Source organism: Qipengyuania rhodophyticola, from assembly GCF_042493225.1.
In the GTDB taxonomy this organism is placed as follows: domain Bacteria; phylum Pseudomonadota; class Alphaproteobacteria; order Sphingomonadales; family Sphingomonadaceae; genus Erythrobacter.
Map to the genome: position 1 here is coordinate 2,550,057 of NZ_CP170454.1, position 23,360 is coordinate 2,573,416.

Genomic DNA, 23,360 nt, shown 5'->3' on the forward strand with positions numbered 1-23,360 from the left:
GCTGCTATGCGGTTACCAAGGCCCTTTCACCCGCCTCGCCAATCCAACGCGCATTGACCTTCCAAGCACGCTCAATCACCTGCGCATCGAGTGCGTGTTGCGGTGCGCCTTCCGCAGCAACCCTGCCCTCATCCAAAACGATCACACGATCGGCATGGTTCATCGCCAAAGCAAGATCATGGACGACGAGCACCACGCCGACACCGCTTTCAGCCACTGCGCGCAAATAGCGTATCAAATTCAGTTGGTGCGCGAGGTCCAGCGCAGCAAGCGGCTCATCTGCGAGGATCCACTCAGGCTCGCCCGCCAAAACCCGTGCTAGCAAAACCCGCGCTGCCTCGCCGCCGGACAATGACTGTGCGCGGCGATCCGCGAGTGTTTCCAGATCAAGCGCTTTGAGAGCGGCATCAACGGGCTCTGCGAGGTTGTCGCCATGCGGCATTCGGCCAAGCGCAATCAGGCTACGCACTGGTACATCCCACGCAATTTCAGCCGCTTGCGGCAAATATCCGAGGGATTTGGCCCGCTCTCTCGGTGACAATTTGTCGAGCGGGCCGTCATGTAAAAGCATGGAGCCAGAGTTTGGCTCCAACAATCCTGCCAGCACCTGCAAAAGAGTGGATTTACCCGCTCCATTGGGGCCGCAAATCGCGGTGATCTGACCCCGATCTAACGTCACTGAGACGTCCTGAAGCCGTCCATCGAGCGAGATATTTTGTGCAGCAAGATTCATAGCGCGCCCCGCCGCATCCGAAGCAGCAGCCAGAGGAAGAACGGCGCCCCAAGCAGGCTCAATGCGATGCCGAGGCGTAGCTCAGTGACCAAAGGCAAAACCCGCACCACGCTATCCGCAACCAATACCAGCAACGCCCCAGCAAGCGCACTGGGCAATAGCAATTGTGAGGGCCGCCGATCGGTCAGTGGTCGCACCAGATGCGGCACTATCAGTCCAACAAATCCGATAATTCCCGCCACCGCGACACTCGCACCGACAGTTAGGCCGACGCCGGCGATAAGCAACCACAAGAGCTTTGCCGGATTGACGCCAAGCGAGCGCGCGACGTCATTGCCAAGCGTGAGCGCATCGAGTGATTTGCTGCTTGCCGCCAGCACGCCAATCCCCAGGACAATTAGCGGCGTGGCAACCCATACCTCGCGCCAGCTGCGATCCGTCAATGCACCGTTGAGCCACAAGACAATCTCGCTCATCGCGAAGGCGTTGGGCGCAAGACTAATCGCAAGTGCCGTCAGAGCGCCAGCAAGGCTGGCGACCATCAAGCCTGCCAACGTAAACAATGCGATTCCGCCTGTGCGGCCGGCGATCAGCGCCAGCAATCCCATCGCCCCGCCCGCGCCGATGAGTGCGAAGAGTGGCAAAAGATAGGGGCTGGCAGCGTAGCCGAACCACAGCGCTACCACCGCACCCAAAGCTGCACCCGGAGCGATGCCGAACAGGCCAGGATCGGCCAGCGGATTGCGCAGATACCCCTGCATCGCGGCCCCCGCTGCTCCCAGCCCTGCGCCAATCACAATGGCCAGCAGGCTGCGCGGGAGACGTAATTCCATGAGAATGAGAGTGGAGTTGGGTGTCGTCGCAGGATCAATCCAAACACGCCCTGCCAGTAGGGAAAGTGGCAATGCGATAATAAGCAACACCGCAAAGATCCCGACCGCGCGGTTCATGCCGCATCCTCGCGGATCCCGCGCAAACGCTCCATTGCGCGGATGATCGTCGGCCCGCCGCAATAAAGCAGCTGAGTATCAAAGTCGGCGCGGTGCATCATGTACAGTTCGTCGAGAACCGGATGGCTTTGCCCGCGCGTAGCGCCCGCAACAAGCAGCACGTCCGGCGGGTTCGCCACAACTTGCTCAAGCGAAAGATAGTCCGCCTGCCCCAGCCCCTGCGCCGCCGCGTGATTGCTGAACCCGGCCCGGCGCAGCAATTCGCTGACCAATTGCGTTTCGCCGGGCACAATGCCGCCTGGCTGCCAAAGGACGGCGGAAAGCTGCGCGCCACGAGCCGGTTCGGCTGCAGCTTCGATTTGCGCGACGAGCCTCTCACCGGCCTCTGGATTGCCGGACAGCTCCGCCAAACGCCGCACTTGCGCGATGCTCTCTTCAATTGTGCTCGCAATCCCAAAGGTTTCGACGCGAAGCCCCAAATCTTCGAGCGCCGCACGCGTCGCGGGCGCCATAAAGCTCCCCGCAAAGAGGATGTCAGGATCGAGCGCCAATACCTCTTCGACCGTGCCGCCGGTCGCCCTGAACTGAACCGCTCGCGTGAGATCCATCGAGCTGGCGCGTGGATCATGGCTGTAATGCGAGATCGCGAGCAATTGCTCCGGCGCAGCAACCTCAGCCAAAATCGCGTCGGTGCACGGATTGAGGCTGACGATGGTCGGGCGCGCGCCTCCCGCTAATTCCGGCGTGTTTGACGGCGATGCCGGCTGACCGCACCCCGCCAAGCACAATGCCAAAAGGCTGAGAAAGGCGCGGGTGTACCCCGTCACATACCTGCCCTCACACCAACAAATACACCCCGCCCTGCCGAGGCAAAGCCAAAGGCGGTTTGATAATCCACGTCAAAGATGTTCTCGACCCGTCCGAATAGTTCCACCTCGTCGGTTAGCGGCATCGCAGCGCGAATATCAAACACCTCATAAGCCTCCAGAGTGACCGCGTTAGCCGCATCATCGAAGGCGCTGCCAACGATCCGCAAATCCGCCCCGAGCTTGAGGCCGAAAGGGGCCTCATAATCAGCGAAGATCGTAACAAGATCACCAGGACGCCGCGCCAAGTCGTTGCCAGTCGTCCGGTCTTCCGCATCGAGCAGCGCATAAACGCCTGACAGCCGCAAGCTGTCGGTCAGATCAAAACCTGCCTCCAGCTCGATACCTTGCGCACGGGCAGACTGAGTGTTGTCGAAGGTGCCAAATGGCCGCGGATTCGCCGGATCAGTGCAAAACGGTTCCGTGCTGCCAAAGCAAGAGACAAAGGCGATCAGGTTTTCGCTATCACGCCGATAAAGTGTCGCAGAAAAGTGCACACCGCGCCCACGCGACCCATGCTCCACGCCAATATCGTAACTGGTACTTTGTTCTGGTTGTAGCGCGGAATTACCGAAATCGCTGAGCAGTTGGAACAGGCTTGGCGCTTTAAAGCCCTCACCCACGCTGGCGCGCACGCGCCACTCACCGCCGAGGCCGTAGCTTATATCGCCGCCAAAGCTGGTAGCCCCGCCAAAGCGCTGGTCATCATCGTGACGAACCCCAGCGTGAACAGCCAGATTGTCCAGCACCCAGCCGACTTGGCCATAAACGCCGGTAATTTCGGTTTCTTCGCCGTTGTCAAACAGCGTTTCATAGCGGCTCCACTGATGCTCACCGCCAAAGGCCACACTAAGGCCGCCAATCAAGCGGTATTCGCCGCGCAGTTCAATGCGCTCTTGCGAGCCGTCGCTGGTAAAGGTCTCGCCGCCAGTTTCATTGAGGTTGACGCGCTGGGTGTCTGACGCGGAGAAGGTGCCGCGCAAGGTCAGATCCTGTCCGAAGTAGGAAAAGCCCGCAGCGCCAGAGAATTGCTCGGTTTCCTGAGTGTCTAGCGTGTCAGCCAAGGCAAAGAGCGGCGCTGGAAAGCCGTCTATTTCAAGATCGCCTTGCGCATATCGGCCATTGAGGAACAGTTCGAGCTCCGGCGTTACGTCGACAAAGGCGCTGCCGCCAAGGGTAAATTGCTCAAACCCGTCTTTCTCCGTGCCTGATGCGGCGGAGGAAAAGCCGTCTGTGCGAAAAGCCGAGGCGTTAAGGCCAGCATAGAAGCCATCGCCATCGAGGCCGCCAGTAACGCTGGTCGTGATCGTGTCACGCGCGCCGTATTCCAGGCTGCTTGCAAGGCCAGTCACTCCGCGCGTCGAGATGTTAAGCACGCCTCCCACCGCGTCTGCGCCCCAGATGGTGCTGTTGGAGCCGCGTAGTAAGTCAATCTTGCTGATATTCGCGCTCAGCAAATTGCCAAAGTCATAGCCATTGGCAGGTGAGGACGGGTCCGCGACCCGCACGCCGTCGATCAGCACCAGCAATTGCTCGGCATTTGCGCCGCGCACGCTGACGCCTGATACTGCACCAATGGAGCCGGTACGATTGATCGAGACGCTGGGAATGCGGTTCAAAACGCGAGCGATATCCGCGCCTTGAATGCTGTCGATCTCGTCTTGGTCGATGATAGTGATGGGTTGGCCAGTGTTGGCAGCCCTCTGGGTCAACCCAGTTGCAGTTACGGTGATTAAACGGTCAGGTATCTCATGAGCAAACGTTATGACCTCCCCGTCACCTTGGTCGTTTCCATCACTCTCCTGCGCCAACGCGGGCGAACACGCCAAAGCAGAACCAATTAAAAACAGATATTTATACATTAAACCTCCTATCATGTGCGAAAGTCGCTCATGACGGAGGGAGCACGCGAAACATGCACTCACCCGTTTGCCATCGGTACACCCCGCCCGCGGCCGAACGACGGACATGGGCAGGTCTCCTGGCTCCCGGATCAATGCACTCCCGCCGCCTTCCCATGCTACGCAAACGTGCGAGCTCAGTGGCATATGACGGGATCGCTCCCCGGTCACAGTTGCGGGGGCAGCGGAGGCATCTCACCTCCTTCCCTCTTAGGACTTACCTCGCAAATTCGCGGTGCAAGCCAACCTATGACGCAAATGCGCCTCTAGTGGGAGGAGGCCCTCGTGGCAATTGCTTAACGCAATTATAACCACACTGCCCAACCCCGTCTTAGGCGATTTTGCGTATATCGCGGTTTCACACCAGCACCTCGATCACCACTTCTCTTGGAGCAACACTTTTTATGCGCATGGCCCCTAGTGACCACTTCAAAAATGGACATCAAATCTCTCACTCCGACCTGGCTCGCGAGCTTTGCAAATTTCCCATTAATGACAACGATTTAACCGCATTAGTGGGTAACAATAACGAGGTTGTTCAGGCCGAAGACACCAAGCTCATTCGCGCCGCCCTTCAATTGCTCGCAGATCACGGTTTGAGCGCCGCGCAAGAGGCACATAGCGCTGCACAGAAAGCTATTCGCGCGCATGATGAGGATGCTTACTCCCATTGGCGGGAGGTATGCGCAAAGCTCGACGGGCGGCTCGCGCAAACATTGGTGATTACCTCAGAAGCAGGCTAAGCAGCTCAAGCTGGCGGAAATATCCGCATTTCCCCCATGCAATTCTGTCGGCACGATTAACCGAATAATGACGTGTTGCTGACAGACCGCTAAGGTAATGGCGCGCCTTGGCAGACATTTACCTTTCGAGCAGCAAATCCGCTCGTTTACCGAGAGCGATTCGCTGAGCGTTCGTGCGCGCAATCTGCTCAACAAAGCGCTCTATACTCAGCCGACAAGCCTTGCGATTGGCGCTTTCAATGGCGCGGTGGCCACTGCGGCGGTCGCCTGGCTCAGCGGCGTGGCAATGCTCTGGGCGCTATGCACTGTGCTCAATGCGCTCTCAATTTTGCGGATTGTGCTTGCCCTAAAGCTGTCGAAGTCGTCCAAAAACAGCGATGTACGGGCTCTTGAACGCCTATTTGATGTAAGCGCATTCCTCTGCTCACTCATCTTGGGGCTGTTTTGTGGGGCTGTCCTCATCATGCAACTGCCTGCGCCATCTGACATACTCATGATCGCCAATAGCCTCGCATTTGGCATCGGCGTTTGCGTGCGCAACGCCGGGCGGCCGCGGGCTGCGATGGGGCATCTGATGCTAGTCGCACTGCCAATCGCAATCGCCTGCTTGATTGTTGGCGGACTGGCCATGAACCTGCTCGCGCTAACGGTCTTGCTGCTACTTCCCGGCATCGGGAGCGTCGTTACAAACCTGACGCGCGTATTGCGTCAGTCCATTGAAAACGTTGAAGATAGCCGAGTGCTCGCGCATAAAATGCAAAAGCTTGCACGCACCGACAGCGTTACAGGGCTATCGAACCGGAAAGGTCTCGATTTCCACCTCGATGAAGCCTTGCTCGCAGCAAAAGCGGATCGGCAATATGCGCTACTGTGGGCTGCACTTGATCGCTTCGGGACGGTCAATGATCGCTTCGGACACCAGATCGGCGCCAAGGCACTGGTGCAGATGGCAAAGCGGTTGCAGGAGGTTCTGCCCGACGATGCAAAGATTGCGCGGCTTGAAAGCGCGGAGTTCATCGTGATCTGCCCGATCGACAGCCACGCTCAATGCAGCGAGATTGCGGCGCAAATGATCGTAGAGCTTGCAGCCACAATCCGAGTAGAGGGGCAACAGATAGAAATCGGCGCTTCGATTGGCGGAGCAGTATTGCCGGATGATGGGGTTGATGCTGGGTCGCTCATGAAGTCGGCGGACCTTGCGCTATACAAAGCGAAAACTGCAGGCGCGAACCAGTTTTGTCAGTTCACCAGCGAACTTTCCCGTGAGCAAGTCCGCAAGCAAGAGATCGACGACGGTCTGCGCACAGCAATCGAACGTGATGAACTGGCGGTGTTTTTCCAACCAATCATAGATCTTGAAACTGGGCGAATTCGATCGTTCGAGGCGCTCGTGCGGTGGTTCCATCCTGAACATGGCGAGCTACAACCTGACGAATTTATCCCAATCGCCGAGACCTCGGGATCAATCGTCACATTGGGCAATTGGATCACCGCGCAAGCCGCCAAAGCGGCCACAAGCTGGCCTGAAGAGATCAGTCTAGCCGTCAATCTCTCGCCCGCGCAGATCAAAGCGCCGGGCGCAGCGCTTGGTATTTTGAATGCACTCAGAGAGGCTGGCCTCGATCCAGCACGGTTGGAATTAGAGCTCACCGAGGCACTAATCCTTGAAAGCTCAAGCCAACTCCGGGCTTTCGTTGATGAATTATCGGGGGCAGGCGTCAAATTCGCACTTGATGATTTCGGGACGGGCCACGCCTCGCTTAATCAGATCAATGAATGGCCGTTGTCGAAAGTCAAAGTCGACCGCAGCGTCGTATCTGGCCCGCAGGAGGGCAAAAGGAGCGAGGCAATCATCCGCGCGGTGTCGCAAATGAGCCAGACTTTGGGGCTTCAAGTCGTTGCTGAGGGCCTAGAGACCCCAGAACAAGTTAAGGCGGTCCGCGAGGCAGGATGCACATTGGGCCAAGGTTATCACTTTAGCCGCGCCGTGCCGGATTACCTCGCATCCATGCTGCTCGCGAAAGAGGAAGAGGGATACTCCCCTTCTGGCCAGCTGCGGGCAGCCGGCTAGCCAAAGCCCAAAACGACCGGGGCGCAAACACGCCCGCGCACCCACTTATTGCTATTGCGAACTACTTGCAAAGATAGTGCCTAATCTAGGGGTTATTGCTGTTGCAATCCCCCTCACGCGCGCCTAATCCAACATCGTATTTCGGAGCGCCTCCTGCCTCTGCGGGACCGAGGGGCGCATCCTAGCTAACCGACTGGTCCCGCTTGCAGTTTAAAGGATGGTCCCAGACTTATGGCCAACGCAGGACGCAACAAAATCGCGCTTATCGGCTCCGGTATGATCGGCGGCACGCTCGCTCACCTCGCCGCGAAGAAGGAAATGGGCGACATCGTCCTGTTCGACATTGCCGAGGGCATGCCTCAGGGCAAGGCGCTCGACTTGTCGCAATGCGGCCCGATTGAGGGTTTCGATGCGAAGATCACCGGCTCGAATGATTACGCCGATATTGCAGGCGCCGACGTCGTGATCGTCACCGCCGGCGTGCCGCGCAAGCCCGGCATGAGCCGCGATGATCTGCTTGGCATCAACCTCAAAGTGATGAAAGCCGTCGGCGAAGGCATCAAGAACAACTGCCCCGATGCGTTTGTTATCTGCATCACTAACCCGCTCGATGCGATGGTCTGGGCGCTGCGCGAATTTTCCGGCCTGCCGCACAACAAGGTTGTCGGCATGGCTGGCGTGCTCGACTCAGCGCGCTTCGCGACCTTCCTGGCATGGGAGTTCGATTGCTCGGTGAAGGACGTGAACGCATTCGTCCTCGGCGGCCACGGCGACACGATGGTTCCTGTGAAGTCTTACACCACGATCAATGGCATTCCGGTAGACGATTACGCCAAAATCAAGGGCGTGCCCGCAGAACGCCTTGACGAAATTGTTGACCGCACCCGCAAGGGCGGCGGCGAGATTGTCGGCCTGCTCGGCAATGGCTCAGCCTATTATGCGCCTGCGACCAGCGCGATTTCGATGGCGGAAGCCTATCTCGGCGACCAGAAGCGTATCCTGCCCTGCGCGTCCTATGTCGAAGGCAAATACGGCCTCGACGGGCTTTATGTTGGGGTTCCAACCGTGATTGGCGCAGGCGGCACGGAGGAAGTGGTCGAGATTGAGCTTTCGGACGAAGAGAAAGCCAACCTCAAGGTCAGCACCGACGCGGTCGAGGAATTGCTTGAAGCGTGCAAGGGCCTGGATGAGAGCCTCAGGTAAGGAATTTGCCTGATGAGCTACGATCTTTTGGTGTTTGACCAGGCTAATGCACCACGTGAATTGGCGAGCTTCGAAAATTGGATCGGCGACCTTAGGTCCGCCGCTGAAACAGGAGATCCTCTCGAGAAGCCTAGCCGTGAGGCGTTTCAAGCATTCTACGATGGGATGACCGGTTCATTTCCGGATATGAATGGTCCTTCGGGCGAAGGTATCGAAGATCATGAGCGGCTGACCGGCTACGAATTCCAGCCGGAGTACGTCCTCATGGATTTCCGCTGGTCGGTCGCAGAAGATGCCGGACCTGTTGTGATAGACTTCGCAGAACGATCCGGCCTCGGCGTATACGACTTCAATGGGGCCCTCATATTTACCGACGACGCCGATCTCGGTGTCGTTGAAGGGTCCGCTCCGCAAGGTTTTCTAGGTCGATTGTTCAACAAGCTTTTCGGCTAATGTAAGACAAGAATGTCCATCCTCTTCAACAAAGACACCAAGGCCACGTAACTAATATCATGCGCAACCTCCTCCCCTTGATTGCTTTTGCTGCCGTGGCGTCGGCTCCTTCCGCGCTCGCGCATGATGACCATGTCGGCGCCACAGATGCGCCCTACCCCGCGATCGAAGTGCTTAATGCCTTTCGCGATGGGTGTGGCAGCATCGCCAATCAAGCCGCAGCATCGGCATCACTGACCGCAGCAGGGTGGACCGAAGGCGGGGCGTTTGCGCCGATCCAACTCGTCCAATTCCTCACCTTCGCGCAGGACGCAGGCGGCGAGGCCGTCAACGCGCAGGGCGGCACAATGAGCGACATGGAAGTCTTCGAGAAAACCGTTGCTGGCGAGCGCGTCTTCATCGTCCTGTCCGAAATTAAGGTCGATGGCACTCGCGTTTCCGGATGCCGCCTGTTCGATCTCGGCGAAACCCGAGCAATTCCTGCGCAAACAGTCACCGATTGGCTCGGCGCTGAGCCGATAAAGTCCGTCGATGAAAACGTAATCAAAGTCCACGATTGGGAACCTGGCCTCGCGCCTGAACATGACAGTTTTCAGCTGTTCTTCGTTCCCAACGATAGCCCATTCAAAGCCATGGTGAAATTCGATGGCATTGCCTTCAAAGCAGATACAGTAGGAGTAGAAGACTAATGTCGATCCTCGTCAATAAAGACACCAAAGTCATTACGCAGGGTATGACCGGCAATACCGGTACATTCCACACTGAGCAGGCGATTGCCTATGGCTCGCAAATGGTGGCAGGTGTGACCCCCGGCAAAGGCGGAACCGAGCACATCGGCGTGCCGCAGTTCAACACAGTGCGCGAGGCCAAGGAAGCAACTGGCGCAACCGCGAGCTGCATCTATGTGCCGCCGCCATTCGCAGCCGATGCGATTTGCGAAGCGATTGACGCTGAGATTGAGCTAATCATTGCTATCACAGAAGGCATTCCCGTGCTCGATATGGTCCGCGCCAAGGCTGCGCTGACTGGCAGCAAGTCGCGGCTCATTGGCCCGAACTGCCCGGGCGTTCTGACCCCGGAAGAGTGCAAGATCGGCATTATGCCGGGCAGCATCTTCAAAAAGGGCAGCGTTGGCGTTGTCTCCCGCTCCGGCACACTGACATATGAAGCCGTGCATCAGACGACCATGGTCGGCCTTGGCCAAACCACGGCGGTTGGTATTGGCGGTGACCCGGTTAATGGCACCAACTTTATCGACGTGCTCGACCTGTTCCTTGACGATCCGGAAACCAAGTCGATCATCATGATCGGCGAAATTGGCGGCAGCGCCGAAGAAGAAGCAGCCGAGTTCCTTAAGCAGGAAGCCGCCAAGGGCCGTAGCAAGCCGACCGTCGGCTTTATCGCTGGCCGCACGGCGCCTCCGGGCCGCCGCATGGGCCATGCCGGCGCGATTGTGTCTGGCGGCAAAGGCGGCGCGGATGATAAGATCGCGGCGATGGAAGATGCGGGTATCCGCGTATCGCCTAGCCCAAGCGAACTTGGCACAACACTCGACGCGATGCTCAAAGAACTCGCTTAAACCGCGCGCTTTTCCTCCCCTCCCCGGAGACACCTCATGGGTAAAGACAACCAAACCTTCATTCCGGCGATGTCCGATCAGGAAGGGCCGCAACCCGGCCCGAGCTGGGGCAATGCGCGCTGGCTCGATCAGGTCTCTGACAGCGATGCTGACCTGACGCAAGCGATGGACCCCACGCAAATGCGCGTGGCGGTGGCTGCGGCGGCGAAGAAGGCGGGCAAGCCGGTTGATGAGGACGCGCTCGAATACGCATCGGATCTCTCGAACAAGGCAATGACACTGGTGCGGCTGTACCGTGTTCGCGGCCATTTGGCTGCTGACCTTGACCCGCTGCAACTGTCACAAAACCGTGAAATTCCGCAGGATTTGACGCTCGATTTTCACGGCCTTGCGGGCAAAGAGGCCGAAGATGTCTATGTGGGCGGGGTTCTGGGCCTCGAGTGGACCACAGTTGGCGCACTTCATCAGCGTTTGATGGAGGTCTATTGCGGCAATGTTGGCCTTGAATACATGCACATCGCCGACACAGAAGAGCGGCGCTTTCTCCAGGACAAATTTGAAAGTCCGGGCGAGACAATCCAGTTCACGCCTGAGGGCAAACGCGCCATTCTCGGTGCGGTTGTGCGCGGCGAGCAATATGAGAGCTATCTCGGCAAAAAATATGTCGGGACCAAGCGCTTTGGCCTTGATGGCGGAGAATCGATGATCCCGGCGCTGGAAGCCGTCATCAAATATGGCGGCCAGATGGGCGTGCGCGAGATCATTTATGGCATGGCCCACCGAGGCCGGTTGAACGTGCTCGCGAATGTTATGGGCAAGCCGTACAAGGTCATCTTTCACGAGTTCTCCGGTGGCAGCGCCAACCCTGATGATGTGGGCGGCTCTGGCGATGTGAAATATCACCTTGGCACCAGCACAGACCGCGCCTTTGACGATATCGAAGTGCATATGTCGCTCGTGCCCAACCCCTCACACCTTGAGGCGGTGAATCCCGTTGTGCTGGGCAAAGTGCGCGCACAGCAAGCGGTTCGCGATGATCTGAGCAAACATGACCAAGTTTTGCCTGTGCTTATCCACGGCGACGCCGCCTTTGCGGGCCAGGGCGTAGTGTGGGAAAGCCTGAGCCTGTCTGGCGTGCCCGGCTATGATACGGGCGGCTGTTTGCATTTCATCATCAACAATCAGATCGGTTTCACCACCAGCCCGAATTTCGCACGCAACTCGCCCTATCCATCGGACGTGGCGAAAGGCGTTCAGGCACCGATCCTCCACGTCAATGGCGATGATCCTGAGGCAGTGACCTTCGCCTGTAAGCTGGCGGTGGAATATCGCCACAAATTTGGCCGTGATATCGTGATCGACATGTGGTGCTATCGCCGCTTTGGCCACAATGAGGGCGACGAACCCAAATTCACTCAGCCGCTGATGTATGAGCGGATCGGCAAGCACCCTAAAGTCAGTGTCATTTACAGTGATCGGCTCGAGCGGGAAGGCGTCATCAAGGCGGGCGACGTCGACCAGATGCGCGCCGAGTTCACGTCGCTTCTCGACGAGGAGTTTGAAGCTTCGAAGAGCTATAAGCCCAATGAGGCGGACTGGTTTGGCGGGCGCTGGGCGGGCCTCAACAAACCTGCCGATCCAGAGACTGCGCGGCGCAATGTCGAAACGGCTATTCCCGATAAGCTGTTTGAAAGCCTTGGCCGGACGCTCACCGCCGTTCCTGAAGGCATTACGATCCACAAGACTTTGGGCCGTGTGCTCTCGGCCAAGGCCAAGATGTTCAGCAGCGGCGAGGGGTTCGACTGGGCCACGGCAGAGGCGCTCGCCTTTGGTAGTCTGGTGACCGAAGGCTTTGGTGTGCGCTTGTCCGGGCAAGATTCCGGGCGCGGCACATTCAGCCATCGCCACGCAATTTGGGTCGACCAGAAAGACGAGCATAAATACATTCCGCTCGCCGAACTGCCGCATGGCAAGTTTGAGGTCTACGACAGTATTCTATCGGAATATGGCGTGCTGGGCTTTGAGTATGGCTTCGCGATGGCCGACCCCAAGACGCTGGTCATGTGGGAAGCGCAGTTTGGCGATTTTGCCAATGGCGCACAAATCATGATTGATCAGTTCATCGCGAGCGGTGAAGCAAAATGGCTGCGGGCCAACGGCCTCGTAATGCTGTTGCCGCATGGCTACGAAGGACAAGGCCCGGAGCATAGCTCTGCGCGGCTTGAGCGCTTCCTTCAACTTTGCGCGAATGACAATATTCAAGTCTGCAACATTACTACGCCGGCCAATTACTTCCACGTATTGCGCCGGCAGATGCTGCGGTCCTTCCGCAAGCCGATGGTCATCATGAGCCCGAAGAGCTTGCTGCGTCATCCAATGGCGAAGAGCGATCGCGACGAGTTCCTTGGTGATCATCACTTTATGCGAATCAAGTCGGATACGACTGATATTGCTGACAAAAATATCAAACGCTTGGTCTTGTGCTCGGGCAAGGTGGCGTATGATCTGATCCAGAAACGCGATGAGGAAGGCATTGACGATGTCTCCATCGTGCGGATTGAGCAGCTTTATCCCTTCCCCGGCGATCCGCTGGCCGTGCGACTTAAACGCATGACCAATCTGGAAGAGGTCGTCTGGTGTCAGGAAGAGCCACGCAACAATGGCTCATGGTTCTTCGTCAATGAGAGAATTGAAGCCGCGCTCAGCAATGCGGGCCATTCCGGCATGCGGCCAAGCTATGCCGGGCGCGACGATGCCGCATCGCCAGCAACCGGTTTTGCCAAGCGCCACGCGCAGCAGCAAGACGAGCTGGTGGCAGATGCGTTAGGCATAGCATCAGACCCTAAATCGTCATCAAAATCTTCCCCGAAATCTTCTAAGAAGAAGGCCTAAGGAACCCAAATTATGGCCACTGAAATCAAAGTCCCAACCTTGGGCGAATCTGTAACCGAAGCAAGCGTTGGCGAATGGTTGAAACAGCCAGGCGACGCGGTTGCTGTCGATGAACCAATTGCTAGTCTGGAGACCGACAAGGTCGCTGTCGAGGTCCCCTCACCCGTTACTGGCGTGCTGAGCTCTCACTCGGTTGCCGTGGGTGACACGGTTGAGGTCGGCGCGCTCATCGCGATTGTCGAAGAAGGCGCTGCTGCTGCGGGCAAGCCTGCTGCAAAAGCCGATGCGGCACCTCCGCCCGCTGCGGCACCTACAGCCGAAACTGCCGCCTCTGATGCTTCCCAAACGCTTTCACCCGCGGTGCGCCGCGCGGTGCTTGAACATGGGGTCGACCCGACAACAATCACAGGCACTGGCAAAGATGGCCGCCTGACCAAAGAGGATGTCCTCGCCGCGGCGCGCAACAAAGGCAAAGGCGGCTCGGCAAGCGCGTCTTCCGCTTCGGCCCAAACCGCTGCTCCGGTAGCCGCCACCACCGGGGAACGCCGCGAAGAGCGCGTCAAGATGACTCGTATGCGCCAGACCATCGCCAAGCGCCTCAAGGGCGCGCAGGAAGAGGCGGCGCTGCTCACCACCTTCAATGATTGCGACATGTCCGCCGTCATCGAGGCGCGCGGCAAGTACAAAGACCTTTTCGCCAAGAAGCATGACATCAAGCTCGGCTTTATGGGCTTCTTCGCGAAGGCTGCGTGTCTCGCGCTGAAAGATGTGCCCTCGGTCAACGCTTACATTGAAGGCGAAGAGATCGTTTATCACGATTACGTTGACATCTCGGTCGCGGTCAGCGCGCCAAACGGACTGGTTGTGCCGGTCATTCGCGACTGCCAAGCCAAGGGCTTTGCCCAAATCGAGAAAGACATTGCCGATTTCGGCAGCCGCGCCCGCGACGGCAGCCTGACGATGGACGATATGAAAGGCGGCACCTTCACCATCTCCAATGGCGGTGTGTTCGGCTCGCTCATGTCGACGCCGATTATCAACCCACCGCAAAGCGCCGTCCTCGGCCTTCACCGTATTGAAGACCGCCCGGTCGCGGTCAATGGCGAAGTTGTGATCAAGCCGATGATGTATATCGCGCTGAGCTATGATCACCGCCTGATCGATGGCCGCGAGGCGGTCACCGCATTGAAAATAATCAAGGAAGCGATCGAAGATCCTACCCGGATGCTGATCGATCTCTAAGGAAAAACAGCAAATGGCTGACCATTCATACGATTACGACGTTCTTGTCATTGGCGCTGGCCCGGGCGGCTATGTCGCGGCGATCCGTGCCGCGCAGCTCGGCCTGAAAGTGGCCTGCGCGGAAGCGCGCGAGACGCTGGGCGGAACATGCCTCAACGTCGGGTGCATTCCCTCCAAGGCGATGCTGCACGCGTCGGAATATTTCGATGCCGCAGCTAATGGCACTATGGCCAGCATGGGCATCGACGTCGCGCCCAAGCTCAACATGGACAAAATGCACGCTCAGCGTATCGACGCGGTTGATGGTCTGACCAAGGGCATCGAGTTTCTATTCAAAAAGAACAAAGTAACGTGGGTCAAAGGCCTCGCGACCTTCCAGGATGCGCACACGGTGAAGGTTGGTGATGCGACTGTGACCGCCAAGGATATCGTGATCGCCACCGGCTCGTCCGTAACGCCCCTGCCCGGCGTCGAAGTCGATAATGACAAGCATGTTGTGGTCGATTCCACCGGTGCGCTCGAACTGCCCAAAGTGCCCAAGAAAATGGTCGTCATTGGCGGCGGCGTAATCGGCCTGGAGTTAGGCTCTGTCTGGAACAGGCTCGGCGCTGAAGTGACCTGCGTCGAATTTCTCGACGAGATCCTGCCCGGCATGGACGGCGACATTCGCAAGGATGCACGCAAAATCTTCAAGAAGCAGGGGATCGAGTTCAAGCTCTCCACCAAGGTCACTGGCGTTACTGTAAAAGGCAAGAAAGCGACGTTGACGCTGGAACCCGCCGCAGGCGGTGAAGAAGAAACGATGCAGGCTGACTGCGTGCTTGTGTCCATCGGACGGCGTCCCAATACGGAGGGCTTAGGTCTCGAAGCAATTGGGCTTGCAACCAACCAGCGCGGCCAGATCGAAACTGCGCATGACTTCCGCACGAAGGTCGACAATGTCTGGGCGATTGGTGACTGCATTCCCGGCCCAATGCTCGCGCATAAGGCCGAGGATGAAGGCATTGCGGTGGCAGAAAACATTGCTGGTGAAACCGGCATCGTAAATCACGATGTGATCCCGAGCGTCGTTTACACTCTGCCTGAAATCGCGGGTGTTGGTTTGACAACGGAACAAGCGATTGAGCAGGCTGGCGGCGATAAGAAAGCGATTAATGTCGGCAAGTTCCCCATGATGGCGAACAGCCGGGCAAAGACCAATCACGAGCCTGATGGCTTTGTGAAAGTCATCTCTGATGCAGAAACCGACCGCGTGCTGGGCGTGTGGTGCATCGCCAGCGTTGCGGGCACGATGATCGCCGAGGCTGGCATCGCGATGGAATTCGGTGCGACTTCGGAAGATATCGCCTACACTTGCCACGCGCACCCGACGCATGCGGAGGCGATGAAGGAAGCGGCGATGGCCGTGACCGGCAAGCCGATCCATATGTGAGCGTAGGAACTCGAGATGGCCCGTTCAGTTGCAATAGTCGGAGCGGGTCAGATCGGGTTTGCTGCGGCATTTGCTTTTCGCGACAGAGGCTGGGATGTTTGCGTTTACGCGCGATCCAAGCCTCAATGGCATGATCGGCTGCTTTTCCGTTTCAAACCGCACACGCTGGGAAATGATCCTGCTCCAGCGGCTGATGTGGTACTCGATACTATCGCCTTCGACGCCGAGGACATTGAGCGCTATGATCCGGAAACGGTGGGACGACTTATCGTCATCTCCTCCGCCAGCGTTTATCGCGATGACGAAGGCCGCACGCTTGATGAAGCCGCGCAGAACGGTTTCCCGGATTTCAGTGGGCCAATCACTGAAGAGCAGGCCACTGTTGCCCCCGGACCGGACACTTACTCCACCCGCAAAGTGCGTATGGAAAACAAGGCTCTGGAGCTGTTTGCGGACCGCGCAACCATCCTACGTCCTTGCGCCATCTACGGGCCATGGTCTCGCCATCCGCGCGAATGGTGGTTCGTGAAGCGGATGCTCGATGAGCGCAGGCGCATACCGCTGATTCATGGGGGGCGCTCTCAATTCCAAACGACTGACGTGAATGATATCGCTTATTTAGCGGTCGATGTGGCCGAGCAGGAGCTTAGCGGTATCTACAACGTCGCCGACGAAGGCTGCCCCACCGTTTTGGAGATTGGCGAAGTCTTGGGTTGGGGGTTCAATAATCCACCCGAGCTTGTGCCAGTAGACACACCAGGCTTGGTCGGACGAACGCCGTGGTCAGTCGAGAAGCCCTTCACCGTCTCCAACACCAAGATGATCGCTGCTGGATATGATTTGCCATCGACGTACGGATCAGGCGTTCTCATGGCTGGGGAATGGTTGCGCGACTTTCCACCAGCTGATTGGCGCGCCTCCTTCCCGCAACTGGCCGCTTATCCTTGGGACCTGTTCGATTATGCGGCTGAAGACGCCTATCTGGAGAAGCTTTAAATGGCTGGCCGGCTGTTCGCTATTCTCAGCCTTGCAATCCCCACCCTTGCCGGTCTCATGTTCATGGCCGCCTTCGGAGCGCCGCAAAACTATTTGTTGATCAATACCGCTGCGCTTGCTCTGGGCAGCGTATGGATATGGTTTGGGCGCAGCGTGCCTGCGCTGATTAAGCCGCAAACATGGATCCTGCTCGCTGCACTACTTGTCATCATGGCTTTGCCGCTCGTCACGGGACCAGAGCTCAACGGCATAAGCAGGTGGCTACCACTTGGCCCGTTCCAGCTGCATGCAGGTATGCTCATCCTCCCTACCCTAGTCGCCTTGGCGGGCGCGGACCGGGACAATTCGCCCATCATCCTCATAACCGCCGTCTTCATCGCGACACTTCAGCCCGACGCGGCAGCGTGTTTCGCGATTATGGGGGCCGCAGTCGGACTCTATTTCGCATGGTATGATTGGAAGCCGGGCGTGATCGCCCTGGTCGCCTTTCTTGCCGGCATTTACGCCGCGATCCATGGCGAGCTCCCGCCCCAACTATTCGTAGAGCGAGTGCTTGTCTTTGCCGCCGAGCAAAACCCGCTCATTGCTCTCGCGCTTCTCGCAGCATTGCTCATCAGCTTCTTCCTGCTGCTATTTTCAATCAAAAGGCCGCCCGCCATTCGCTACGCTTTGGCTGGTTCCATGGCGGGCTTCTCAATCGCAGCAGTGCTCAACAATTACCCCAGCATTTTGATCGGTTATGGCGCCGCGTCTATTCTGGGTTACGCGCTCGCGCTAAGCCCGTACATTCGCGAGAAAGAGGTTGCGCCAGCTCGCAGTTGATATATGCGTGTTAGTGGAATCATACACTAATACAGGAATACCCGAAATGCAGATTTCCAATACACTGTTTCGCTCGCTGGCTCCCATTGCATTCGCGCTCCTCCCGCTTGCAGCGCACGCCCAAACTACCGACGAGCTTGCAGAAATTGTTGAGCCAGAAGCTAGCAGCGGTGCCTATATGGGAGCAGTTTTGGTCGCTAAGGGCGATGAAGTATTGCTCAATCGCGCTTGGGGATCGGCGAATCTAGAGTGGGAGATCGCGAATACGAACGAGACGCGCTTTCGCATAGGGTCGGTCACAAAACAGTTCACTGCGGTTTCCATCCTTCTGTTGCAAGAGCGCGGTATGCTCTCTGTGAAAGCACCGATCTCCCAATACCTAGACGATACCCCTGAAGCGTGGAATGCGATCACTGTCCGCGATTTGCTTCAGCACACCTCTGGCATCTCCAATGTGACATCGCTCGACGAATTCGGGACACGCAAATTTTTGCCGACCACGCAAGATGAGTTGATCGCGATGTTTGCTGACTTGCCATTGGAATTTGAGCCCGGTTCAAAGTGGGCGTACTCAAATTCGAATTTTGTCCTGCTTTCGCGAATTGTCGAAAACGTCAGCCAGCAAAACTATTCGGAGTTCATCGAAGCCAATTTGCTCGAACCCCTAGAGATGCAATCAACCGGCATCGACCGAAGCGCATCAATTTTGCAGAGGCGCGCATCTGGATACTCTCCTTCACAGCATGGGATTGTGAACGCAGACTACGTAAACATGGCAATTCCCACCGGCGCCGGGGCTTTGTATTCAACGACAGGCGATCTTTTGAAGTGGCACCGCGGGTTGTTCGGCGGCGCTTTATTGAATGAGGAAAGCCTTTCTCAGCTGACGACCCCGAGCGAGCACGACGCAGTGCAAGGAGCCCGTTACGCCATGGGCCTTCTAGTAACCGATAGCCCGGAAGGACCTGTCATCTGGCACGGCGGCGGTATCGAGGGGTTCAATGCATTCCTGGGATATGATCAGAACACCCAGACTTCTGTCGTGGTGCTGGCAAACTTGAATGGCGGCTCGGCAGCGCGCTTGGGCATGGAATTGCTCAAGACAATCCGCGAATAATGGCCAAGTCAGCTTGGTACATAGCAAGTTAGTTATGGATTAGTTGCCATCGGAGTTGTCTAACCAAGCTGATCGCTATTACCTTGCTGGCGAGGGAGACACTCCGATGACGTATCCGAGGCTGACTGACAAACCTGGGGCGCTGGAAACGGCCGCAGCCATCCGCGCAGGTGATATGTCGCCGCATGAGGCGGTTGAGGATGCGATTGCGCGGATCGAGAAGCTCGATGCGCATGTGAACGCGGTTGCGGTGTGCGACTTTGAACGAGCCATTGCGACAGCCAAGGCGATGGACGGTCAGAAACCCAGCCCTGATCAACCGGTGTTTGGTGTGCCGATGACAATCAAGGAAAGCTTCGAAATTGCTGGTCTTCCCAGCTGTTGGGGGCATCAGGAGTTTGCGGGCAATATCGCAGCGAAGGATTCGGTGGTAGTCCGCCAATTAAAGGCCGCGGGTGCTGTCTTCCTCGGCAAAACCAACGTGCCGGTCGACCTCACCGATTGGCAAAGCTTGAACCCGGTCTATGGCCGCACCAACAATCCGCATGATCATGACCGCAGCGCGGGTGGATCATCGGGTGGTTCAGCCGCAGCGGTCGCGAGCGGCATGGTCCCCTGTGACTTTGGCACAGATATCGGCGGCTCGGTGCGCGTTCCCGCGCATTTCAACGGCGTTTGGGGGCACAAGACCACTTGGGGGCTCGTCAGCAAGCATGGCCATGACCATCCGATGATGGCAGGCAAAGGCGCGCATGATGGCGTGTTGTCGATTGCTGGGCCGCTGGCCCGGAATGGCGATGATCTGCAGATCTTGACGCAGCTCACGGCCAGCGTTCCGCTGCGCGAACGAACAAAACCGCTTAAGGACTGCCGCTTCCTGCTGCTGGTCGAGCATCCTATCAGCGAAGTCGATAATGACGTGCGCGGCCTAATCGAAGGCGCTGCGAAAGCCATTGAGAGCGCAGGTGCGCGGGTCGATCACGCGACCAGCGCCCTGCCCGATCTCAAAGCGCAAAACGAAGACTATATGCGCATGCTCGGTGTCGCCATGGCGCGCGGCGCACCCGGCCCCGATGGCAAAAGCGCCAGCGCTACCGACTGGTTCAACCTGCTGGACCAGCAAGCGCGCAATGAGCTCGCTTGGGAAGTGTTCTTCCAAGAGTATGATTTTGTACTCGCACCGCCGGCGCCAATCGTGACGTTTGAGCACCGCGACAAAGCCTTTTTCGAGGGCGATGTGACCATCAATGACAAGGTGCACCGGGCCGCGGATGGTCTTGCGTGGGCAGGCCTTGCCACCTTCCCCAACTTACCTGCCACAGTGCTACCGGTGGGCGATGTCGGCGGCCTGCCCTGCGGTATGCAGGTGATGGGGCCCAAGTGGTCGGATCTTGATTGCATCGCGGCGGCAACCGAAATAGGGGCGCTGCTGCACTCATAACCTTTCGGAAATCCCCCAATGCGACTTCTTGCAAAATGGCACATCTGGCTTGCCTGGGCTTTTGGCATTCCAGTGCTCATGTGGACCGTCACGGGGTTAATCATGGTCAGCCGCCCGATAGAAGAAGTGCGCGGCAATCATTTGCGGATTGAGCAGGCGGAGCAGGCGCTTGTGCTGCCGGATAGCGAAATCGCTTCCGCCGAGACAAACCTCAAAGAGATGCGCGTGGTGATGCAGAATGGCCGGGCCGTCGCTCTTTTGACGGGGCTTGATGGCGCGGCATCTCGCGTGGATATGACAACGGGCGAGGCGATCCCCGCGATAACCGCCGCTGATGCCAGCCAGATTGTTTCAGAGCGCATCAAGGGCGGCGAGAGAATACGTTCGGTCACCTTCTTTGACGCCGATGAAGTGCCGGTTGATTTCCGCCGCCCGAAACCGGTCTGGCAAGTCGCGTTGAAAGATGGCGCACATATCTATATCGGGCGCGACACGGGCGAGATTGAGGCTGTGCGCACGCGCTGGTGGCGGATCTTCGACTTTGCCTGGGGTCTGCACATCATGGATTTGGAGACCCGCGAAGACAGCAGCCATCCGATCCTGATTATCTTTACTGCGCTAGGCGTCATAGGATCGCTGGCGGGCGTCATCCTGATGTTCCGCAAACGTAAGAAACGCCGAAGCAGCCCCGCATGAATGAGGTTGTCCTCACTCCGCTACTCGACGCCCTAGATATCGCGGGCATTGCGATCTTCGCGCTGACCGGCGCGTTGGTCGCTGCACGTGAAAAGCAGACCTTCGTCACCATGGCCTTCTTCGCGCTGGTGACCGGCGTCGGTGGAGGCACAGTGCGCGATTTGCTGATTGATGCGCCAGTCTTCTGGATGACGGACCCGTGGGTCGCCGCCGCCTGCCTCGCCACCGCGCTCATCGCGTGGTTTACACCAACACGCTGGTGGGAGGGCAGACTGCTCGATATCGCCGATGGACTGGGCCTTACCGCCTATGCCGTGATCGGCGCGGCCAAGGCCTTGAGTTACGGCGTGCCGCCAATTCCCGCGGTGCTTATGGGGATTGTGACGGGAACGGTAGGCGGCATCATTCGTGATGTGATCGCGGGACGCCCATCAATCATTATGCGGCCAGAGCTTTATGTTACCGCCGCTGCTCTTTCCGCGACGCTGGCGGTGGCGGGCGAGCTTGCTGAGCTCCCACGCGTTTGGGTCTGGAGCGTGGCGACTGCTGCGGGGTTCACGCTGCGTGCTGCCGCTATCAGATGGCAAATCGCACTGCCCTCCTACAAGGACAGCGCGAATAAATCTGCATCTGAATAGCCAGTCTTACTGCTCGAGATCGCCGTCGATAGGCCCGCCGGGATAGGCCGGCTGCTGACCACTTGGCGCTGCAGACGCCGGATTAGCGCTCTGCCGATCGACATCAGCCCAAGCGGATTGATAGCGCGTATCGCTATGCTGATTGTCCTGCGCTGGCGCATAGCTGGCACCGCGCACTCCGTAGTCCACTCCGTCGAGACGGCCATTGCTGTCGATCCGGCAGGTGAAAGGCTCGCCATTGTACAGCGTGCCGGCCACCTCCCAGCCCGCGCCGGTGCGATTGACCGAATCCACATTTTCGACGCGCACATCGCGCTCAATTTCGTTCACGCAGATGGAGGCAGCATTGCTCAGTCCGTTGCCAGCAGAGCTACGCCGCGAGTCGCCGCGCCGATTGTCATAACGATAGTCCCGATCACGGTAGCGCTCGTCACGATCGCGGTAGCGGCGCTTATTCTTATTGCCCGCATTCACAATCGCAGCGATCCCGCCAATAATGACCGCACCGGCAATCACATCACCCACGCCAATCCGGTTGCGATGCCGGTAACCGCGATAACCGCGATAGCCGCGCCACCCGCGATAGTGCCGGTAGCGGTTCACTGTTTCAGATTCCACGGTCCATGCCTGACTTGGTGCGTAGTTCTTATTGCCCATTGCAGGCGCTGGCAATTCTGCCGCTGCAGCGGGCGTTGCGACCATAGCAGCGGCTGCAAGAAGTGCGGGCGCGCTCGCGAGTTTCAGAGAATTCTTCATAGGTTTGCCCCTGGGGTTTGCCCCATTTGGCCCGCCCCACCCTGACGGACTTTGTATTAGAATGCTTGCACACCTAGACGGCTCAGGCTGTCAAGAGCCTGAACCGCCAGTGGTGGTTAGTGGAGAGTGCGGCTAGCGATCAACGCAGACCGCGGATCTTGCGGAAGTTGACCTGAGGCCGGTTGCCGCCCTGCACGAAGCAGGTGAACTTGCCGCGATCGGAATAGCCTCGGCCATAGCCGCGGCCGCCTTCGACCACAATGCGGCCCTTTACGCGGAAGCCGTAGCGGGTCCGATCAACGTCGCGAATGTCAGTGACATCGGCATAGCGGAACCCACCAAAGCGGCGCGCTTGACGCTCTGCGGTGCGGACACAACGCTCAACGGCGCGGCGCGGATTACCCCGGCGGGCATTGTAATTGCTGCGGTGATAATTGCCGCTATTGTAGCGGTCACCGCGATAGTGATTGTTCCCATAGTAACCGCGATCACGATAGCGGTCTTTCTTCCCAACGGCCGAAGCAACAGCAGCGATCCCACCTAGGATTACAGCACCAGCGATGATGTCCCCTGCATCGACACCGCGTTTTTCACGGTAGTCATCTGCAAATGCAGGTGTGGAAGTCATCGCCATCGCGCCAGCGGCAACGGTCCCGGCAAGAGCTTTGGAAATGGTCTTCATTGGTTCATCCTTTCGTTCGGCCGGGGCTGAATTGCTCCGGCTTCACAAACTGACTAGCCAAGCCGTGGTGAGATCACGCTGAATTGCCTCGACAGACAATGTTCATAAAAACACGCACTTACCTGAACATACGCAATCTCACCCTCG

The 23,360-nt window shown here is 58.0% G+C and carries 21 protein-coding genes and 1 riboswitch; of the genes, 15 read left to right on the forward strand and 6 right to left on the reverse strand.

Features of this window, described 5'->3' with window-relative positions; translation table 11 throughout:
* Window positions 1-4: 4 nt before the first annotated feature.
* The 4 genes from ACFCXQ_RS12185 to ACFCXQ_RS12200 are packed head-to-tail and all read right to left on the reverse strand — an operon-like array spanning window position 5 to window position 4,411.
* A complete protein-coding gene (locus ACFCXQ_RS12185; protein ID WP_379550939.1) occupies window positions 5-733 on the reverse strand; it encodes an ABC transporter ATP-binding protein in 729 nt (242 codons plus the stop codon).
* Window positions 730-1,683: a FecCD family ABC transporter permease gene (locus ACFCXQ_RS12190; protein ID WP_379550941.1), complete on the reverse strand. Its 954-nt coding sequence runs from the start codon at window positions 1,681-1,683 to the stop codon at window positions 730-732. Before ACFCXQ_RS12190 ends, ACFCXQ_RS12185 begins: the two co-directional genes overlap by 4 nt.
* Window positions 1,680-2,510 (reverse strand): ABC transporter substrate-binding protein, encoded by an 831-nt coding sequence (locus ACFCXQ_RS12195; RefSeq protein ID WP_379550943.1) that lies wholly within the window; start codon window positions 2,508-2,510, stop codon window positions 1,680-1,682. Before ACFCXQ_RS12195 ends, ACFCXQ_RS12190 begins: the two co-directional genes overlap by 4 nt.
* Window positions 2,507-4,411, reverse strand: coding sequence for a TonB-dependent receptor plug domain-containing protein (locus ACFCXQ_RS12200; RefSeq protein WP_379550945.1), 1,905 nt, complete (start codon window positions 4,409-4,411; stop codon window positions 2,507-2,509). The genes ACFCXQ_RS12195 and ACFCXQ_RS12200 overlap by 4 nt, the downstream gene beginning before the upstream one ends.
* Before the next feature lie 92 nt (window positions 4,412-4,503).
* Window positions 4,504-4,716, reverse strand: a riboswitch (cobalamin riboswitch).
* Between the two features lie 249 nt (window positions 4,717-4,965).
* On the opposite strand from ACFCXQ_RS12200, the gene ACFCXQ_RS12205 reads away from it, so the two are divergent.
* The 15 genes from ACFCXQ_RS12205 (at window position 4,966) to ACFCXQ_RS12275 (ending at window position 21,775) form a co-directional block, all read left to right on the forward strand.
* Window positions 4,966-5,193, forward strand: a complete 228-nt coding sequence (locus ACFCXQ_RS12205) for a hypothetical protein (RefSeq protein ID WP_379550947.1) — start codon at window positions 4,966-4,968, stop codon at window positions 5,191-5,193.
* Window positions 5,194-5,290: 97 nt separating this feature from the next.
* Window positions 5,291-7,264 carry a putative bifunctional diguanylate cyclase/phosphodiesterase gene (locus tag ACFCXQ_RS12210; RefSeq protein WP_379550949.1) on the forward strand — a complete coding sequence of 658 codons (1,974 nt, stop codon included), beginning with the start codon at window positions 5,291-5,293 and terminating at the stop codon, window positions 7,262-7,264.
* Window positions 7,265-7,495: 231 nt separating this feature from the next.
* The gene (gene mdh, locus ACFCXQ_RS12215) at window positions 7,496-8,467 is read left to right on the forward strand and encodes a malate dehydrogenase (protein WP_379550951.1); all 972 of its coding nucleotides are present in this window, start codon (window positions 7,496-7,498) and stop codon (window positions 8,465-8,467) included.
* Between the two features lie 12 nt (window positions 8,468-8,479).
* The gene (locus ACFCXQ_RS12220) at window positions 8,480-8,920 is read left to right on the forward strand and encodes a hypothetical protein (protein ID WP_379550953.1); all 441 of its coding nucleotides are present in this window, start codon (window positions 8,480-8,482) and stop codon (window positions 8,918-8,920) included.
* A gap of 59 nt (window positions 8,921-8,979) precedes the next feature.
* On the forward strand, window positions 8,980-9,609 hold the full coding sequence (locus tag ACFCXQ_RS12225) for a hypothetical protein (RefSeq protein WP_379550955.1): 630 nt from the start codon (window positions 8,980-8,982) through the stop codon (window positions 9,607-9,609).
* Entirely contained in the window at window positions 9,609-10,499 is an 891-nt protein-coding gene (gene sucD, locus ACFCXQ_RS12230; RefSeq protein ID WP_379550957.1) for a succinate--CoA ligase subunit alpha, read from the forward strand. The genes ACFCXQ_RS12225 and sucD overlap by 1 nt, the downstream gene beginning before the upstream one ends.
* Before the next feature lie 36 nt (window positions 10,500-10,535).
* Window positions 10,536-13,391 carry a 2-oxoglutarate dehydrogenase E1 component gene (locus ACFCXQ_RS12235; protein ID WP_379550959.1) on the forward strand — a complete coding sequence of 952 codons (2,856 nt, stop codon included), beginning with the start codon at window positions 10,536-10,538 and terminating at the stop codon, window positions 13,389-13,391.
* A 12-nt stretch (window positions 13,392-13,403) separates the two neighbouring features.
* On the forward strand, window positions 13,404-14,633 hold the full coding sequence (gene odhB / locus ACFCXQ_RS12240; RefSeq protein ID WP_379550961.1) for a 2-oxoglutarate dehydrogenase complex dihydrolipoyllysine-residue succinyltransferase: 1,230 nt from the start codon (window positions 13,404-13,406) through the stop codon (window positions 14,631-14,633).
* Window positions 14,634-14,646: 13 nt separating this feature from the next.
* The gene (gene lpdA, locus ACFCXQ_RS12245; protein ID WP_379550963.1) at window positions 14,647-16,065 is read left to right on the forward strand and encodes a dihydrolipoyl dehydrogenase; all 1,419 of its coding nucleotides are present in this window, start codon (window positions 14,647-14,649) and stop codon (window positions 16,063-16,065) included.
* A 15-nt stretch (window positions 16,066-16,080) separates the two neighbouring features.
* Entirely contained in the window at window positions 16,081-17,061 is a 981-nt protein-coding gene (locus ACFCXQ_RS12250) for an NAD-dependent epimerase/dehydratase family protein (protein ID WP_379550965.1), read from the forward strand.
* Window positions 17,062-17,883: a hypothetical protein gene (locus ACFCXQ_RS12255; RefSeq protein WP_379550966.1), complete on the forward strand. Its 822-nt coding sequence runs from the start codon at window positions 17,062-17,064 to the stop codon at window positions 17,881-17,883.
* Between the two features lie 46 nt (window positions 17,884-17,929).
* Window positions 17,930-19,000 (forward strand): serine hydrolase domain-containing protein, encoded by a 1,071-nt coding sequence (locus ACFCXQ_RS12260; RefSeq protein ID WP_379550968.1) that lies wholly within the window; start codon window positions 17,930-17,932, stop codon window positions 18,998-19,000.
* Between the two features lie 106 nt (window positions 19,001-19,106).
* The gene (locus ACFCXQ_RS12265; protein ID WP_379550970.1) at window positions 19,107-20,441 is read left to right on the forward strand and encodes an amidase family protein; all 1,335 of its coding nucleotides are present in this window, start codon (window positions 19,107-19,109) and stop codon (window positions 20,439-20,441) included.
* 18 nt (window positions 20,442-20,459) lie between these two features.
* Complete coding sequence (locus ACFCXQ_RS12270; RefSeq protein WP_379550972.1) at window positions 20,460-21,137, forward strand: PepSY domain-containing protein; 678 nt, start codon at window positions 20,460-20,462, stop codon at window positions 21,135-21,137.
* Complete coding sequence (locus tag ACFCXQ_RS12275; RefSeq protein WP_379550974.1) at window positions 21,134-21,775, forward strand: trimeric intracellular cation channel family protein; 642 nt, start codon at window positions 21,134-21,136, stop codon at window positions 21,773-21,775. The genes ACFCXQ_RS12270 and ACFCXQ_RS12275 overlap by 4 nt, the downstream gene beginning before the upstream one ends.
* Window positions 21,776-21,781: 6 nt before the next feature.
* On the opposite strand, the gene ACFCXQ_RS12280 is transcribed toward ACFCXQ_RS12275, so the two are convergent.
* On the reverse strand, window positions 21,782-22,531 hold the full coding sequence (locus ACFCXQ_RS12280; protein ID WP_379550976.1) for a hypothetical protein: 750 nt from the start codon (window positions 22,529-22,531) through the stop codon (window positions 21,782-21,784).
* 139 nt (window positions 22,532-22,670) lie between these two features.
* Window positions 22,671-23,213, reverse strand: a complete 543-nt coding sequence (locus tag ACFCXQ_RS12285; RefSeq protein WP_379550978.1) for a hypothetical protein — start codon at window positions 23,211-23,213, stop codon at window positions 22,671-22,673.
* Window positions 23,214-23,360 lie beyond the last annotated feature (147 nt).